The organism is Ralstonia pickettii (genome assembly GCF_016466415.2).
Classification (GTDB): domain Bacteria; phylum Pseudomonadota; class Gammaproteobacteria; order Burkholderiales; family Burkholderiaceae; genus Ralstonia; species Ralstonia pickettii.
This window is the reverse complement of record NZ_CP066771.1, coordinates 524,420-539,305: the sequence shown is the minus strand read 5'-3', so window position 1 is coordinate 539,305 and position 14,886 is coordinate 524,420. Positions and strand designations below refer to the sequence as shown.

The following is a 14,886-nucleotide window of genomic DNA, read 5'->3' as shown; positions in this document are numbered from 1 at the left end:
GGTGAGCGCGCGGTTAGCGGCCGCTACCACCGCCGCTGCCGCCCGCGGCCCCGCCGGCGCCGCCGCTGCCTGCCCCGCCACCGACACCGCCCGAGCCGGCAGCGCCGCCGGTACCTCCGCCATTACCGCCGCCCGGCGCGCCCATCGAACCGCCCGTGCCAGGAGCGCCTACCCCTACCCCGCCCGAACCGCCGCCGGTCGTGCTGCCGGTCGAATCGTTCGCACTCCCGCCATTGCCGCCGCTGGAACCCGAGCGCGACGATGTGTTGCCGGAGCGTCCTTGCTTGCCGGTGGCATTGCGATTGCGGGTGGCGTCCCGCCCGCTGCCCGTCGAACCACCGTCGACGGCGGTGCCCCCCCTGCCCGTGGTGGTCGCGTCGGTGCTGGTACCGCCGGCGGGGGACATGCTGCTGCCGCCCGCCGTGCTATTGGATTGGGCCGCCCCCGTCTGGGCATAAGCCGCCGCGGTACCGCCGGCCAGCGCCAGCGCGACAACAAGAGAAGATGCACGGAGATACGTCATGAATGGCTCCTTGAGGTTGAGGATGTGCCCCTCCAACTCAGCAAGGCCCGTTCCGCCATCACCCGGCGCCATCGTCGAACGCACTGATTGGCTGGATATTTGCTTGAGACCGTGCGTCAAAATGCGGAGGTCCGCACTCAGCTATACATTCAACTGTGTATGTATAATCGCCTGCCCGACTATCGGTGCGCCGTCGCGTGCGTGTCCAACGCTGCCACCGCGCCTTCAGCCCGACGATGGAGCTGCTCACCGTGAAACTCCCCATCCCGCTGCCCCAGTCATGGCGCCCAGCGGGCGACACCACCGATGCCAAGGCCGCCCCGGTCGCCCTGCCGCTGCCGGGCGATCCCGATGCCTGGATCGCCTGCGAGCATTGCGACACCCTGCATCGCCACGAAGTCATTGCGCTGGATGAAGAGGCGCATTGCACACGCTGCGGCATCAAGCTGTATCGCAATCAAAGCGAGCGGCTGTCGGTGCTGCTGCCTCTGGTGGTGACGGGCCTCATCGTCTACATCGTCGCCAACATCTTTCCGATTGCCGAGATGAACGGCGGCGGCAACCGGCACGCCACCACGCTGTGGGGCGCCATCGTGGCGCTGTATGACTACGACATGCTCTTCGCTGCCGTGCTGGTGGCGCTCACCACGGTGTTCTTTCCGCTGATGTACATGTCGGTGCTGGCGCCGCTGCTTATCGCGAGATGGCGCGGGCGGCAGCATCCGGCGGCCGCGCTCGTCCTGCGCGCGGCTGCGTTGATTCGCCCCTGGGCGATGGTCGAGATCTTCATGCTGGGCGTGGTGGTGGCGCTCATCAAAGTGGCGCGCATGGTGTCGCTGGAAGCCGACGCGGGCTTGTGGGCGTTTGCCGCGCTGACCGTGTTCCTGACGGTGGCGTTGTCGATCGACCTGCGGCCGTTCTGGCGCGAGATCGGCCTGACGCTGCCGCCTGGCTCGCAAGTCGACGCGCCGACCGGCATGGACGCCGCGGCCCGCCCCGGCGAGGATCGCCCATGAACAGCGCCACCACGCCTGCACAGGCGCAACCCGGTCAAGAGGGTCGCCCGCTGCGGGCCGCCGCACACGGCCTGGTGACATGCGAGCGCTGCGGACTGCTCGCGCGCATGCCCCAAACCCCGGCCGCCACGCAAGCGGTGCTCACGCGCGAAGACGCGCCCGACGACACCGCCGCAGCGCCCGTCTGCCCGCGCTGCCTATCGCCCATGCACGTGCGCAAACCCGACAGCCTGGCGCGCTGCTGGGCGCTGCTGATTGCGGCAGCCGCCATGTACCTGCCGGCCAACCTGCTGCCCGTGATGATTACCGACACCCTGCTCGGCTCGCAGCAGGACACCATCATGAGCGGAATCGTCTACCTGTGGACGTCGGGTTCGTGGCACCTGGCCATCATCGTGTTCATTGCCAGCTTTCTGGTGCCGCTGGCCAAGCTCGGCATCCTGGCGGTGCTGTGCCTTTCGGTGCAGCAACGCTGGCGCTGGAACCCGCGACTGCGCACGCGACTGTACGCGCTGGTCGAGATCATCGGCCGGTGGTCGATGCTCGATGTGTTTGTGGTAACGCTGCTCGCAGGGCTTGTGCATCTGTCGACGCTGGCCATCATCAAACCCGGCCCTGGTGTCGGCCCGTTTGCCGCCGTGGTGGTGCTGACCATGTTCGCCGCCCGCTGTTTTGATCCCCGCCGGATCTGGGACGTCATCGACGAGCCCGATCCTGAAGAGACCGATGTATGACCGACCCCGTCGATAACGAAAACATTCCCGCGCCGCGCCGCATGAAGCGCAAGCGTTGGCTGCCCTCTCTGATCTGGCTGGTGCCGATCGTGGCGCTTACGGTGGGCGCCACGCTCATGGCGCGCGTGATCCTCGCGCGCGGCGCGCAAGTGACTGTCACGTTCAGCTCGGCCGAGGGCATTGAGGCAGGCAAGACGCGCGTGAAATACAAGAGCGTCGATATCGGCGTGGTCAAGGCTGTGGGGCTCACCGACGACCGGTCGGGCGCCGTGGTGCTGATCGAACTCACGCATGACGGCAAGGCGTTTGCCGCGTCCGACACTCGGTTCTGGGTGGTGCGTCCGCGCGTGGCGGCCGGCAGCATCTCGGGGCTCGGCACGCTGCTCTCCGGGGCCTACATCGGCGTGGACGGCGGCCGCTCGCAAGAGAAGAAATCCGTCTTCAAGGGCCTCGACACACCGCCAGCCATCTCCGCGGATGCCCCGGGCAAACAGTTCACGCTGCATGCGCCCGACCTGGGCTCGCTCGATATCGGCGCCCCGGTGTATTTCCGCCGCGTGCGCGTGGGGCAAGTCACTGCCTACGACATCGACGCCGACGGCAAGGGCGTGACCTTGCACATCTTCGTCAACGCGCCGTTCGACAAGTTTGTGGCACGCGGCACGCGGTTCTGGAACGCCAGCGGCATCGACCTCAAGCTCGACGCCAACGGGCTGAAGGTCGATACGCAATCGCTCCTGACCGTGGCGCTCGGCGGCATCGCGTTCCAGACGCCCGAAGAAGCCGATCACGAGACGGCCGCCTCCGACGCCGAGTTCCAGCTCGTGCGCAATGAGACCATGGCACTGAAAGACCCTGAACACCTGTCGCAGACCGTGGTGATGTACTTCCACCGCTCGCTGCGCGGGCTCAACGTGGGCGCGCCGGTGGAATTCAAGGGCATCAACGTGGGCGAGATCAAGTCGATCGGCATCCACTACAGCAAGAAGCGCCACGAGTTCGTGCTGCCCGTGACGGCCACGCTGTACCCCACGCGCTTCGGCATGGACATCCGCGACGACAACCCCCAGCACGCCGCCGAAGACGTCCGCACGCAGTTCGACGTGCTGGTGAAGAACGGCATGCGCGCGCAGCTCAAGAGCGCGAGCCTGCTGACGGGACAGCAGTTCGTGAACCTCGACTTCATCGACACGGCCGAGCGCGAGAAGACCCCGCCGCGCTTCGGCATGCGCGATCGCGACGGCGCGTATGTGTTCCCCACGGCCGACAACCCAACGGACGATATCGAAGCGCAGATTGCCGGCATCGCCAAGAAGCTCAACAAGGTGCCGTTCGAGCAGATCGGACAGGATGTTCACCGCACGCTGACGACGCTCGACGCTACGCTCAAGCAGACCGAGCAACTGGCCAAGACCGTCAACAGCGATCTCGCCCCGCAGATGAAGGAAACGCTGGCCGAGGCGCGCCGCACGCTCGACTCTGCGCGGCAGGTCTTCTCCGACGATGCCCCGCTGCAACGCAATGCGCGCGACACGCTGGAACAGGTGGCCAAGGCCGCCGCGTCCGTGCGCGTGCTGACCGACTATCTGGACCGCCACCCGGAAGCGCTGATCCGCGGCAAGGCAAAGGACGCGCAATGATGCCGATGCAAACGACGATGCTGTCTTTTTCTCTTCGCGTGGCCGGCGGCGCTGCCGTGGCCTTGCTGGTTGGCGCGTGCGCCTCGCCCGAGCCGACCTTGCATACGCTGTCGGCGCGCCCTGAAGCAACCGACACCAGCCGCTTTCAGCGTGCATTCCGCCTCTCGGGCGTGCGGGTGCCCGATCGCCTGGACAAGCCGCAGATCGTGCTGCGTACGTCCGACAGCGAAGTGGTGGCGCTTGAGCAGCAACGTTGGGCCGCGCCGTTCGGTTCGGAACTGCGCGATGCGCTGTCTGCGAACCTGGCGACCACGCTGTCTGCCGTGGACGTGGGAAGTGCCGCAGCGCCTGCGGGCGTGCCGCTCTACCGCATCGGTGCCGAAATGCGCAGCTATGACGCGCGGCCCGGCCAAGGCGTGACGGCGCTGGTGACGTGGCGCGTATCGCGCGATGCGGCCGCCCAAGGCGCGAGCACCGCCGCGCTCACCTGCCAGACGATGCTTGCGCTACCTGTGTCTGGGCCATCCGCAGCCGCGGATTCAGAGGCTGGCGTCAACGCGGTGGTGTCATCCACGCAACGCCTCGTCCAGCAATGGTCGCAACAGATTGCGCAGAGCGTGCAGGGTCTGGAAGCGCCTTCCGCTGTGCCGGCGTGGTGCCGGTAGGTCGATCGGTCAGCGCTCGGCCAGTTGCTGCGTGAGCTGGCCGAGCGTGGCAAGCGCAGCTTCGAGGTTGGCCGAAGGTTCCAGCCCGAAGCAGATGCGGAAGAAATGATCGAAGCGGTTCAGGTTCGAGAACATCGTCCCCGGCGCAATGCGGATGCCCTGCGCCAGCGCCGCATCGAACAATTCCATCGAAGACACGTTCGCGGGCAACTCCACCCACATCGCCAACCCGCCTGACGGCACGGATAACCGCGTGCCGGCCGGAAAACATCCGGCAATCGATTCGGCCATCCGCTCGCGCTGTTCGCGCAACGTCTGGCGCAGCGTGCGCAGGTGACGGTCGTACGCACCCGAGGCGATAAAACGCCCCGCCAGCACCTGCGACCAAGAATCGTTCGGCCGCGATTGCGCAAACTTCAGCATCTGTACGCGCCCCTGCCAGCGGCCGGCCGCCATCCAGCCCAGGCGCAGGCCGGGTGCCAACACCTTGCTCAACGACGCGCAGTAGATGACGTTGCCCGTGCGGTCCCATGCCTTGAGCGCCTTGAGCGGCGTGGGGCTGTCGCCGAGCGCGCTGTAGGTATCGTCTTCAATAAGCGCGATGCGGTTGGCATCGCAAAAGGCCGCCATCCGGCGCTTGGCGGCGTCGGGCATGATGCTGCCGAGCGGATTCTGCAGATTGGGCACCACCACCACGGCGCGAATGTTGCCGTAGGCCTGCACCGCCATCTCCAGCGCTTCCAGCGACATGCCGGTGCGCGGGCTGGTCGGAATTTCCACCGCGCGCATGCCCAGGCTTTCCAGCACCTGCAGCAACCCGTAATAAGTCGGCGATTCCACGGCCACGGTATCGCCCGGTTGGGCCACCGCGCGCAATGCGAGGTTCACCGCCTCGATGCAGCCGTGAGTGACGATCACGTCGTCCGGCGCGACCTGCACGCCCATGTCGAGGGCACGACGCGCCACGGCAGTCTGCAATTCAGGATGGCCGTTCGGGATGACGGCCTGTGTCAGCAGCAGCGGATACCGCCGCAGCACCTGCGACGCAATCCGGTTGAGCGCCGCTGCCGGATACAACGCGGCCGCCCCGCTCGCGCCGGATAGATCGACATGCACTGTGGCTTGCTGCCCGCGCGCCACGATGGCCGACACGCGCGCATGCACGCCCACGTAGGCCGCCGGATCCGGCGTCGACACCTCGGGTTCCTTCACCGGCGCAAGCAGCGCCCGGCGCGGCTGGCGCACAAAGTAACCCGAGCGTTCACGCGCTTCGAGCCAGCCTTCCGCCTCCAGATGCCGGCATACCTGCAGCGCAGTCGACAGACTGACGGCGTGCGTGCGCATCAGCATGCGCACCGACGGCATTCGCTCGCCCGGCGCCAGCACCCCGCTGCGAATCGCGCCGAGGTAATGGTCGGCAAGCGTCCGGTACAGCGGCTGCGCGGGCGGGGAGGTCAACTCGGTGACGGACATGGCGGCGAGGGCGACGACAGGCGGCGGGTAGAGTCCAGCACATCATGCCGGTACGACCGCGACCGCAACAGATACAGACAGCGGCAAACTGTACCGTAACAGATGGTCACAACACCTCGGGTGTTGCGGCTCACGTCGCCCCGCTCTGTGTCTATTGGCGGCCCGGCGTGTTCCCTACGCTGCAGCCATGTTCAGGAGATCGACATGACTGCGACGACATCCGCACACGAACCGCAATGGTTGGCGCTTTGCCCCGGACAAGCCGGCCTGCACTGGCTGCCCGTTGGAACTACGCTCGTGACTTTGGAAGGCAGCTTGCGGCTGGAGCCACCATCGCGCTCGGTGGCAGCCGCGCGGTACACCCTCGGCGCTGGCCACGCGCACGTTGTGGAAACGTCCGGGTGGTGGCGTCTGCGTGCCGATGAGCGCTCCGGCGCGCACCTGCGCATCGTCGCCGGTGCTGCCCGCACGCCACGCCCGATGTGGTCAGCGATGGGGCGTTGGCTGGCAAACATCATTCAGCCGCGCCAGACCTCGCGCGGCTGAAATGACGATGCTGAGCGGCTAGCGCCGCCGGTCTGGCTTTGCGGGCGGCGCTGCGGGGCGTTCCCCGTCGCCCGCGCTGATCGAAGCGTTTTCGAAGTCGCCCGGGTCCTCTTCGCCTACGCCGCTCTCGCTTGGGATGGCCGGCGCGACGGGTTTGGCGGTGGCGTCACTCGAAGGCGCTTTGGCTTTGTTGTCATCACGGGGTGTATGGGTACCGCTCATGGCTGTTTCCGGCTGTTCTGGTGCTGCCCCAGCCGCTGCTGGTTTTGCGGCATTTGCCCCTCTTGAGCAGCGGCACGGCCGTCTTCAGCGGGCGCCGGCGTCGGGCGCTTGGCAGACTGGCCGGTGCCGTGCTGCATCGAAGTGCGCTCGGCGCGGTCGGATTCTGTGCTGCCCTTGGCGCGAGCCCCTTCCTTCTGCGCTTGATCGCGGCGTTCGCCCTTCTTACTCTCACTCGTTCGTTCCCCCGCGTTTCCTCCCGCCTGTGCAGCGGGCTTGTGCGGTTGCTGTGCGTGTTGCTTCATCGTCAGCCTCCTGGTTTCAGTTGCGAGCGGCTTGCCCGCGGCAAAGTGGGTCGCAACGAGCGTGCCGCCCAAACAGTGCGCTGGCGGACGCCGCTTGCGCCGCGCGCAGGTATCCGCCTTGCTGCATTCGCAGTGTCGCGCCTTGGCGCACAAGCACGCATGGAGAATCCACATGGCTACCAGCAACCTGTATCGCACCGGCGAGGCACCTGCACAAACCGGCAAGGGTCACGGCACCGACGCCCTCGGCCCCTCCGACAGTTCGGACTCGGGCAGTGACGTGGTCGGCGGCCCGGGTCTGGGCAGCGACGTCGAAGATCGCATTGACGAGGATCCCGCCGTCCATCCGCATGGCAATGCAGCCAACCGCACGGCTGGCGCGGACCTTGGCGACGTCAATCTCGACAGCGACACCGATTCCACCGGCACGGGCGAGCGGCGCGCAGCGGGGCGCGAACCGGTGATACGCGAGGGCGGCGACTTAATGCCCGACACCATACGGGACCTGAATGACCCGGAAGTCGACACCCCCATCGACGACGAGAACTTCGAGCACGCCACAGGCTTGGCCGGAGAAAACGACGACGCAGACGCCCCCGACGCCGTCGAGCTGGACGATGCGCCGATCGACCCGCAAGCCGGCAGCCGCGACCTGCCGGTGCAATCGCCCACCGGAGGCAGCACGACTGGGGCCGACAACATGCGCCGCAGCCGCCCGACGTACAAGGGCAAGCGCGTGCCGGGTCAGCATCGCGGTTGAGCCGGGCGGGATGACCGCGGGCCGCCCTGCACGCCAGCGCGGTCCGGTCTAGACTGGCGGCGGACCAGCGCTTCGCGAACGCGCATGCACGCTGGCCCGCCGCGCCCACGTCTGGGTGAATCTCACGTGCCTGCCCTATGACCCGTCTACGCTTTTCTGCCCGTACTGCTGCAGTTGTCGCCCTTCTGACTGCTGCCCTTCCCCTCCCCGCCTCCGCACAAAGCACCGCCGCCGCGCCCACGCGTGTGCGGGCCACCATCAATGCGGTTCACAGCTCCGCTGTCGACGTGACCGACACGTCCGGCAACAAGGCCACCGTGACGCTGCCGGTGGACATCAGCGTCACGCAGGTTGCGCCGATCGAGCCGTCGGCCATTCGGGCCGGCAGCTACATCGGCACGGCTGCGGTCAAGGAGCCGGACGGCACGCTCCGTGCGCTGGAGGTACACGTGTTTCCGGAAGCCATGCGCGGCACCGGAGACGGCCACCGCCCCTACGATCTGGGGCCGAACAGCAGCATGACCAACGGCACGGTCGAGCAGGCAGGCGCCGTCACCGGGGCGCAGGGCCGCACGCTGTCTGTCAAATACAAGGATGGAGAGCAGCGCATCGTGGTGCCGCCGCAGGTGCCGATCGTCACCTTCGAGCCGGGCCGGCGCGACGACTTGAAGGCCGGCGCGCATGTCGTGATGTTCGTACGCGCCGATGCGCAGGGCACACTGGTTGCGCAACGCGTGTTGGTCGGTAAGGACGGGATGGTCCCGCCGATGTGATGACGAAGTAGTGGATGCAACATCGGGCCAGCCACATGTGCTGGCCCGATTTCATTAGAACGGCTTGCTGACCGACAACAGGAACGTACGGCGCGGCGCAAACTGCGGCGCCCCCACGCCGATGCCCGTGCCGTCGCGCAACTGATAGCTGCGGTCGAAGATGTTCAGCACGGTCAGCCGCGTCTTGAACTTGCCCAGCGTCGGCAGGTTGAAGTCGCGGGCGGCGCCCACGTTCATCTGCCAGTAGGCAGGCAGGTGGTCGGTATTGGCAAAGCCGTTGCGCAGTCCCGTACCAAACAGCACATCGCTCGAATAGGTCGTGCCGGAATACCGATACGACACGCCCGCCGACGCGGTCAGGCGCTGGTCGTGATCGAGGTTGACCCAATGGTTGTTGATGTAGGCCAGCTCGTCCGCATCGAAGTGGAATTGGCCGGTCTCGATGCCCTTGCCCTGCGCGCGCGACACGGCCAGGTTCAGATACGCCCCGAAGTTGCCGTTGCGATAGTTCGCGCTGCCTTCCAGCCCGTAGATCCGGCCACGCTCGTAGTTGAACGCGGAGTACAGCAGCGCATTGCCGAACTGCCCTTCATCCTGCAAATGGCGCACGTCGCGGTAATACGCATCCAGTCCCAGCGTCAGATGCGGCGTGAGCTGGTGGGAAATCCCCAGATCAAAGTAGTTCGAGCGCTCCGACTTGACGGCCGTGTTCGCATCCGAAGGCAGCGCGTTGGTCGTGCCGGCAAAGGCTTGCACCGAGGTGTTGTCGAACTTCTCCGTGGGCGGCGGCGTGAAGTAGCGCGCGTAACCGGCATGCACGCGGGTGCGCGACGTCAGGTCATACGTCAAGCCCAGGCGCGGGCTCAATTGCTGCTCGCTGACGACGGTGTTGACGCGGTCGTAGCGTGCGCCGTAGTTGACGGTGAGCCGGTCGGTGGGCTTCCACTCGTCCTGCAGGTAGACGCCGAAGGTTGTCCCGCTACCGCTGTGGTTGTCGACAATGGTGAACGGCGTGGTGCTGGTCTGCGCACCGGAGGCGTCGGCGGCAAATACGCTGGCGGTGTTGTTGGCCACATAGCGCTCGCGCTGCACGAACACGCCGGCACGCAGCGTGTGCTTGTCGGTCAGCTTGTAGCTTGCGTCGCCCTGCACACCGTAGGCCTCATTGCGGCGCATGATGTCGGCCGCCACGCCGTTGTAGACCAGATCCCCGATCGGGTCGGGCATGTAGTCGATGCGGCTGACACGGCGGAACACCGACACCTGGTAGTCCAGCTTGGGCGATACCTTCTGCTGATACGTCAGGATCTGGAAGTCAGTCTTCTCGCGCTGATTGGCGTTGAGCGCTTCCGACGCCGGCGGCACTGCGCCATCAAGCGTGAATTTCGGCGTCAAGCCCGGGCGCGTCGGAATCTGGAAGCGGCCGTTCGACGTGCCGAACATGAAGCTTACGCGGCTATCACTATCAAGCAGGTACGACAGCATGCCGAACGACTTGTTTTGCGTGGTGTGGTCGTGCGTGGCGTTACGGTTGCCCGTCGGGTTTTCAATGCCCATGTTGTTTTCGGCAAACACGCCTGACAGGTAATAGCTGAAGCGGTCTTTCGTGCCCTGGATCTGCGCATTGACCTCGTGCGTGGCATTGCTGCCCAGCACCGTGCCGATCTCGCCGCCAAAGGCCTTCGGCTCGCCATCCTCGTCGGTCGACGCGCCTTTGGTGGTGATGTCGACGATACCGGCGGTGCGGTAGCCGTACTGCGCTGGCAGCGCACCGGTCAGCACGTTGATCTGGTTGGCGAAGCGCGTATCGAGCATCTGCCCGAAACCGCTGATCGGCTCAGGCACGATCACGCCATTGATGCGGTACTGAAGGTTCGAATGGTCTCCGCGCACGTGCAGTTGCCCGTACGAATCCTGCACCACGCCCGGCGCCTGCAGCAGCACCTGGTTGAGCGGCGTGGCATCGCCCAGCGGCAGGCGGGCGATGTCATCGGTGTCGAACTTGTAGACGGAGCTGCCGGTGTCCGGCGACAGCGCATTGCGTGCGGCGTCCAGGCGCTTGGCCGTGACGCGGGTTTCGCTGAGGTCGCGCACGTTGGTGGCGGGTGCCGTCGTGGCGGGCGTGGAAGGCGCGGCGGCCGGCGGTGTGGCCTCCTGAGCCAGGGCGGAAACCGAGGCGACGGACGGCAGGACGGCGGCAAGCGCCATCACCAGCTTGCGGGGCTGGAAGGGAATCATGAAAAAACCTTTGAATCGAGCGGATGCGTTAAACAGCGGCACGCGCATGCGTCACTACAACGCGCGCGCCGACGGGCAAGGCAGGAATCAAAGGCGGATTGGAGGATCGCGCGAACACACGGCGACCGGAAACACCGGCGCGCCCGCATGAAAACCGATGTGCGGAAAGTGCCAGCGGCGCGTATGTGCCAGCCGCAGCGCCACCAGCATCGGCAAGGCAGCCGCCAGGGCGGCATAGGCCGCGCACTGCAGGCACGCGGCGTGTTCCTGCGCGGGCTGACTGCGCTCGGCACTGGCCGGCTTGGCCGTGGCAGCGGCATTGAACGCGACGCCGGTCGCTTCGCTGAATTCACTCCAATGCGAGAGCGCATGCCGCAGCGCGCCCTGCTGACCGAACAGCAGGAACACGGTCAGCAGGCAAGCCAGCCAACGCGGATGGAGGAAGGATGAGCGGAAGGAACGCAAGGTCGGGCGCAGGTGCCGGCGCACAATGTCACCCGACATTGTGCGCCCCAATGCAACTAAGTTGCGAATTCTGACACCAGCCGCCTGATTCAGCAATCCGTCAGGTGGAGGGGCAGAACAACCCCCGAGCGTAGCGCGCTTGTATTACAAGCGCGTGTGCGCAAAGCCCGGCATGAGACCCGTCGGCACGCCCAGGCTCGGCACCGGCACGCGCTTCCAGTTCGGGCGCGTCTTGCGGGCGGCCTCGGCGCGTTGCGCGGGGGCACCCAGCTCCGTGGCATCGTGCAGGCTTGCCAGCCACGCGCCGTAGTCGAACCAGCCGTCGCGCATGAGCTGTTCGCCCACGCAATTGGCAAAGCGATCCGATTTGGGCAGGAAGCACAGTTCAAAGCCTTCGGCCTCACGACGGCCATGCATCCAGCGATGCGGTACCTGGTGGCTGGCCAGCGCTTCCGACAAACGGGTGCCGTAGCGCTGCTGCCCTTGCCGCCGCGCGCCGATCACATGGAAGCTGTCAAGCAACCGGCGCAGTCCCAGCGCAGAACGCGCATGACGCACCTCGGCATCGACCAGCAGCTCACGGTTCTGCGTGCGAGCCTGCAACGCCAGCGCCGCGAAATGGTGGGCGCCCCACTCGTTCATGTAGAACAGCTCGCCGCCGGCAAAGTCGTAGGCGCGGAACACGTTGGCCTGATCTGCGTAGCGGAAGACGTGGCGCCGGTTGGCGGCAAAATCCGCGTCCGTGCTATGCGGAATGCGGCGGCAATGCTGATGCGCAAACACCAGCATGCTCGGAAACGAATGCACCGAGCACGGCGACTGCGCCAGCCCCGTCACGGCGCGAATGTCGATCTTGCAATGCTCCCGGCGCACGCCCACAAGCTGGCTCAGATGGTGATGCAGCTCGTCCACCCATTCGGCATGCGCCAGATGCTTGGGAAACAGTTGGTGCGCGGGTTCGGCAAGGCCGCCCTCGAACAGGAACGGCACGCTCTTGTGCCAAATATCGAGTTTCCAGTGCGACAGCGCATCGCTGGGCGTGCGATGGTGTGCAACCGATTGCGTGACATTGAAGGCGCGCGACTGGATGACCCAGTTCGACGCCGCATGCAGCAGATTGGAAACGTTCATGTCACCCCCCGGAAGACTGAATCGTTTGTTTGCGGGTTGCCGACATCGCTCTGAATGTGTGGCGAATGTTCAGCAATGTAAAAACCAACGACTCAAAATTACCCCACTTTAGAGGGGTGTGCCATGAAGTTTGTTGAAGTCCGTGTTAAGAAACATACACATGAACCGTAGGGGCTTGCCAGGCGCGCGACATGCTGGAAGAGAGGCATCCGCAGATCAGGAGGAAACCGCAATGTCCGCTCAACCAGGTCATTCCGAAACCGATACGACGCAGCCACCCGCCGACACGGGACACCCGAACACCACGCCTGCGCCGGACAAGCGCAAGCCCGGCGGCCCACAGGTGCCTCGCGACACGCACCCCGATCCCGCCGAGCAGAACGAGCCCCCCGTGGAAGACTACTGACGCCCTCCAGCGCCGAGAGCCGGCGCCTCAGACCAGGCACATGTCGGACACTTCCTCGTCCGACAAACCCCACGTGGTGGCGTCTTCCACGGTGACGATGGAATCGTCGGACTTGCCCAGGCTGATGCGCTCGGGGCGCACGCGCGTCTTGGTGTTGCCCGAATAGAAGACGACCACGTCCGGCTTCAACGCAGACGCGTCGTTCTGGTGAACCACCACGCCCAACCGGTTGGTGCGCAGTTTGACCAGCGTGCCGACCGGGTAGATGCCCACGCTGCGCGTAAAGGCCTGGAAGACGGTGCGATCGAATTGCGTGTCGGTGCGCGCCATCATGTATTTCAGGGCCTGCGCCGGAGACCACGCATGGTGATAGGGGCTGCTCGACGTGAGGGTGTCGTACACGTCGCAAATCGCGCCCATCTTGGCCCACAGGCTGATGCCGTCGGCCTTCTGGGCGTCGGGATAGCCGCTGCCGTCAATGCGCTCGTGGTGGTGCAGGCAGATCTCGCGTGCAATCTCGCTGAACTGTCCGGTGCCCTGCAGCAGGTGATGGCCGCCCACGGCGTGCGTCTGCAGCAGCGCCAGTTCGTCCTTGGTCAGCGCCGTGCTCTTGTCGAGCAGCGTGCGCGGCATGGCCGATTTGCCGATGTCATGCACCAGCCCGCCCAGCCCGCATTCGCGGATCTCGTCTTCGGGCAAGCCCAGCGTCTTGGCCAGCGCCACCATCAGCGCGCACACGGCAAACGAATGCAGGTAGGTGTAGTCGTCCTTGTTCTTCAGGCGCGCCAGGGCGATCAGCGCGTAAGAGTTGCGTGCCAGCGAGTTCGACACGTCGTCCACCAGCAGCAGCGCCTTTTCGGTTTCCAGCGCACGGCCCATGCGCGCCTCGGCAAACATGTGGCCAAGCGTCGCTTTGCCGTTCTGCATCAGCTGCTGGGCGTGCTTCCACTCTTCCTTGAGCGACGTCGGCGTGATCGGCGGTCGCGCAGCCACCGTCTCGCGCGTGAGCGGCTCGGGTGCGGGCGCCGGAGCCGGTGCCGGCATCAGCGTCTCGGACATGACATCTTCGCCGCGCTCGGGGTCGATCCAAATCTCGGTGATACCCGCTTTGCGGATGTCGTCGATCTGGCCCTGGTGCGACAACTGGAATTGCGCACGCCAGAACGGGTGCTTCAGCCAGGACCCGCCCAGCTTCATCACAAACATGCCGACACGCAATTGGCTCGCATCGATTCGCTTCATACCCTGCCTACCTCGGCTCGAAGTCCGGTTTTTTGATTGAATTAGGGGAGCGGCGTGCCAGCCGACACTGGCTCGTATTTCGCAGTCCAGGCGCTTCACGCTGGTGGATGCTCTGGTCCTCCAGCACGACAAACCGCGCTTGGCTTATCGGCAGCCCTGCACAAAACTTGAGGTGGATATGGGTTGGGCGGCGCGCGGCATACTGCAGCCGCGGCAAGCAAACACCGGAAAACCGGCTGTGGCAGAGGCCGAATCAAACAGGTGGCGCGTCAAGACCCTCGCCGGGCGGGCTGGCGGCCCGGCGCGGGAGGGGTACACTAGCCCTCAAGGATGCGCATCCGATATGACTCAAGATCCCGTCTCTCAACGCAAGCAGCATAACGCCGATGACTTCGCGCTCACCCGCGACGCCATCCGGTGGCTCGCGTCCCTGCCCGACCCGGTGCGGCCGATCGAACTCGGCCGGAAGTTTCCGCGCATCATCAACACGATTGCCGCCAAATGGGCCGATTTCATCGGCTGCCGGCGCTACCTGAACAGCCTGCAGATTGACGACCGTGGCGGCCGCCAGGGATTTCCGTTCGAGATCGTCCAGGAAATCTGCACGCTGCGCGAATACTTCGATTCGCTGTATCCGCCCGACAAGGACCTCTGGCAAAAGGCCATCGACGCGAACAAGCGCTGAAGCGTTCGCAGTTCGCTCCAAAGCAAAGCGGCCCACCTTCGGGCCGCTTGTCATTTGCACGCGCC

General features: G+C 65.7%; 16 protein-coding genes. 9 read left to right on the top strand and 7 right to left on the bottom strand.

Annotated features, from left to right (window positions below; all coding sequences use genetic code 11):
• Positions 1–13: 13 nt before the first annotated feature.
• The gene (locus tag RP6297_RS22665) at positions 14–523 is read right to left on the bottom strand and encodes a hypothetical protein (RefSeq protein WP_009238994.1); all 510 of its coding nucleotides are present in this window, start codon (positions 521–523) and stop codon (positions 14–16) included.
• A 236-nt stretch (positions 524–759) separates the two neighbouring features.
• Here RP6297_RS22665 and RP6297_RS02535 point away from each other — a divergent pair, with 236 nt between their 5' ends.
• The 4 genes from RP6297_RS02535 to RP6297_RS02520 are packed head-to-tail and all read left to right on the top strand — an operon-like array spanning position 760 to position 4,578.
• Complete coding sequence (locus RP6297_RS02535) at positions 760–1,539, top strand: paraquat-inducible protein A (protein WP_009238995.1); 780 nt, start codon at positions 760–762, stop codon at positions 1,537–1,539.
• Positions 1,536–2,273 (top strand): paraquat-inducible protein A, encoded by a 738-nt coding sequence (locus RP6297_RS02530; protein ID WP_009238996.1) that lies wholly within the window; start codon positions 1,536–1,538, stop codon positions 2,271–2,273. Before RP6297_RS02535 ends, RP6297_RS02530 begins: the two co-directional genes overlap by 4 nt.
• Positions 2,270–3,913 (top strand): PqiB family protein, encoded by a 1,644-nt coding sequence (locus tag RP6297_RS02525; RefSeq protein ID WP_009238997.1) that lies wholly within the window; start codon positions 2,270–2,272, stop codon positions 3,911–3,913. Before RP6297_RS02530 ends, RP6297_RS02525 begins: the two co-directional genes overlap by 4 nt.
• Positions 3,910–4,578, top strand: coding sequence for a PqiC family protein (locus RP6297_RS02520; protein WP_009238998.1), 669 nt, complete (start codon positions 3,910–3,912; stop codon positions 4,576–4,578). Before RP6297_RS02525 ends, RP6297_RS02520 begins: the two co-directional genes overlap by 4 nt.
• A gap of 9 nt (positions 4,579–4,587) precedes the next feature.
• On the opposite strand, the gene RP6297_RS02515 is transcribed toward RP6297_RS02520, so the two are convergent.
• The gene (locus RP6297_RS02515; RefSeq protein WP_009238999.1) at positions 4,588–6,051 is read right to left on the bottom strand and encodes an aminotransferase-like domain-containing protein; all 1,464 of its coding nucleotides are present in this window, start codon (positions 6,049–6,051) and stop codon (positions 4,588–4,590) included.
• 204 nt (positions 6,052–6,255) lie between these two features.
• On the opposite strand from RP6297_RS02515, the gene RP6297_RS02510 reads away from it, so the two are divergent.
• Entirely contained in the window at positions 6,256–6,597 is a 342-nt protein-coding gene (locus tag RP6297_RS02510; RefSeq protein WP_009239000.1) for a hypothetical protein, read from the top strand.
• A gap of 218 nt (positions 6,598–6,815) precedes the next feature.
• Here RP6297_RS02510 and RP6297_RS02505 read toward each other — a convergent pair whose 3' ends face one another.
• Positions 6,816–7,121, bottom strand: a complete 306-nt coding sequence (locus tag RP6297_RS02505) for a hypothetical protein (protein WP_009239002.1) — start codon at positions 7,119–7,121, stop codon at positions 6,816–6,818.
• Positions 7,122–7,293: 172 nt separating this feature from the next.
• Between RP6297_RS02505 and RP6297_RS02500 the strand changes: the two genes are divergently transcribed.
• Together RP6297_RS02500 and RP6297_RS02495 are read left to right on the top strand one after the other, a co-directional pair.
• On the top strand, positions 7,294–7,881 hold the full coding sequence (locus tag RP6297_RS02500) for a hypothetical protein (RefSeq protein WP_009239003.1): 588 nt from the start codon (positions 7,294–7,296) through the stop codon (positions 7,879–7,881).
• Between the two features lie 137 nt (positions 7,882–8,018).
• Positions 8,019–8,654, top strand: coding sequence for a hypothetical protein (locus tag RP6297_RS02495; protein WP_009239004.1), 636 nt, complete (start codon positions 8,019–8,021; stop codon positions 8,652–8,654).
• A gap of 54 nt (positions 8,655–8,708) precedes the next feature.
• On the opposite strand, the gene RP6297_RS02490 is transcribed toward RP6297_RS02495, so the two are convergent.
• From RP6297_RS02490 to RP6297_RS02480, 3 genes are all read right to left on the bottom strand, one after another.
• Entirely contained in the window at positions 8,709–10,892 is a 2,184-nt protein-coding gene (locus RP6297_RS02490; protein WP_009239005.1) for a TonB-dependent receptor, read from the bottom strand.
• Positions 10,893–10,979: 87 nt separating this feature from the next.
• Complete coding sequence (locus RP6297_RS02485; RefSeq protein ID WP_009239006.1) at positions 10,980–11,396, bottom strand: hypothetical protein; 417 nt, start codon at positions 11,394–11,396, stop codon at positions 10,980–10,982.
• Between the two features lie 105 nt (positions 11,397–11,501).
• The gene (locus tag RP6297_RS02480) at positions 11,502–12,488 is read right to left on the bottom strand and encodes a DUF6685 family protein (RefSeq protein WP_009239007.1); all 987 of its coding nucleotides are present in this window, start codon (positions 12,486–12,488) and stop codon (positions 11,502–11,504) included.
• A 232-nt stretch (positions 12,489–12,720) separates the two neighbouring features.
• Between RP6297_RS02480 and RP6297_RS02475 the strand changes: the two genes are divergently transcribed.
• A complete protein-coding gene (locus RP6297_RS02475) occupies positions 12,721–12,894 on the top strand; it encodes a hypothetical protein (RefSeq protein ID WP_009239008.1) in 174 nt (57 codons plus the stop codon).
• A 27-nt stretch (positions 12,895–12,921) separates the two neighbouring features.
• On the opposite strand, the gene RP6297_RS02470 is transcribed toward RP6297_RS02475, so the two are convergent.
• Positions 12,922–14,136 (bottom strand): HD-GYP domain-containing protein, encoded by a 1,215-nt coding sequence (locus tag RP6297_RS02470; RefSeq protein WP_009239009.1) that lies wholly within the window; start codon positions 14,134–14,136, stop codon positions 12,922–12,924.
• A gap of 343 nt (positions 14,137–14,479) precedes the next feature.
• Between RP6297_RS02470 and RP6297_RS02465 the strand changes: the two genes are divergently transcribed.
• The gene (locus tag RP6297_RS02465) at positions 14,480–14,821 is read left to right on the top strand and encodes a hypothetical protein (RefSeq protein ID WP_009277266.1); all 342 of its coding nucleotides are present in this window, start codon (positions 14,480–14,482) and stop codon (positions 14,819–14,821) included.
• The last annotated feature ends 65 nt before the right edge of the window (positions 14,822–14,886 follow it).

Coding starts and splice junctions, on each gene's coding strand:
- RP6297_RS02505 (WP_009239002.1), bottom strand. CDS start 7,121: ATGAAGCAACACGCACAGCAACCGCACAAGCCCGCTGCACAGGCGGGA.
- RP6297_RS02480 (WP_009239007.1), bottom strand. CDS start 12,488: ATGAACGTTTCCAATCTGCTGCATGCGGCGTCGAACTGGGTCATCCAG.
- RP6297_RS02470 (WP_009239009.1), bottom strand. CDS start 14,136: ATGAAGCGAATCGATGCGAGCCAATTGCGTGTCGGCATGTTTGTGATG.
- RP6297_RS02525 (WP_009238997.1), top strand. CDS start 2,270: ATGACCGACCCCGTCGATAACGAAAACATTCCCGCGCCGCGCCGCATG.
- RP6297_RS02515 (WP_009238999.1), bottom strand. CDS start 6,051: ATGTCCGTCACCGAGTTGACCTCCCCGCCCGCGCAGCCGCTGTACCGG.
- RP6297_RS02465 (WP_009277266.1), top strand. CDS start 14,480: ATGACTCAAGATCCCGTCTCTCAACGCAAGCAGCATAACGCCGATGAC.
- RP6297_RS02520 (WP_009238998.1), top strand. CDS start 3,910: ATGATGCCGATGCAAACGACGATGCTGTCTTTTTCTCTTCGCGTGGCC.
- RP6297_RS02510 (WP_009239000.1), top strand. CDS start 6,256: ATGACTGCGACGACATCCGCACACGAACCGCAATGGTTGGCGCTTTGC.
- RP6297_RS02500 (WP_009239003.1), top strand. CDS start 7,294: ATGGCTACCAGCAACCTGTATCGCACCGGCGAGGCACCTGCACAAACC.
- RP6297_RS22665 (WP_009238994.1), bottom strand. CDS start 523: ATGACGTATCTCCGTGCATCTTCTCTTGTTGTCGCGCTGGCGCTGGCC.
- RP6297_RS02495 (WP_009239004.1), top strand. CDS start 8,019: ATGACCCGTCTACGCTTTTCTGCCCGTACTGCTGCAGTTGTCGCCCTT.
- RP6297_RS02535 (WP_009238995.1), top strand. CDS start 760: ATGGAGCTGCTCACCGTGAAACTCCCCATCCCGCTGCCCCAGTCATGG.
- RP6297_RS02485 (WP_009239006.1), bottom strand. CDS start 11,396: ATGTCGGGTGACATTGTGCGCCGGCACCTGCGCCCGACCTTGCGTTCC.
- RP6297_RS02475 (WP_009239008.1), top strand. CDS start 12,721: ATGTCCGCTCAACCAGGTCATTCCGAAACCGATACGACGCAGCCACCC.
- RP6297_RS02530 (WP_009238996.1), top strand. CDS start 1,536: ATGAACAGCGCCACCACGCCTGCACAGGCGCAACCCGGTCAAGAGGGT.
- RP6297_RS02490 (WP_009239005.1), bottom strand. CDS start 10,892: ATGATTCCCTTCCAGCCCCGCAAGCTGGTGATGGCGCTTGCCGCCGTC.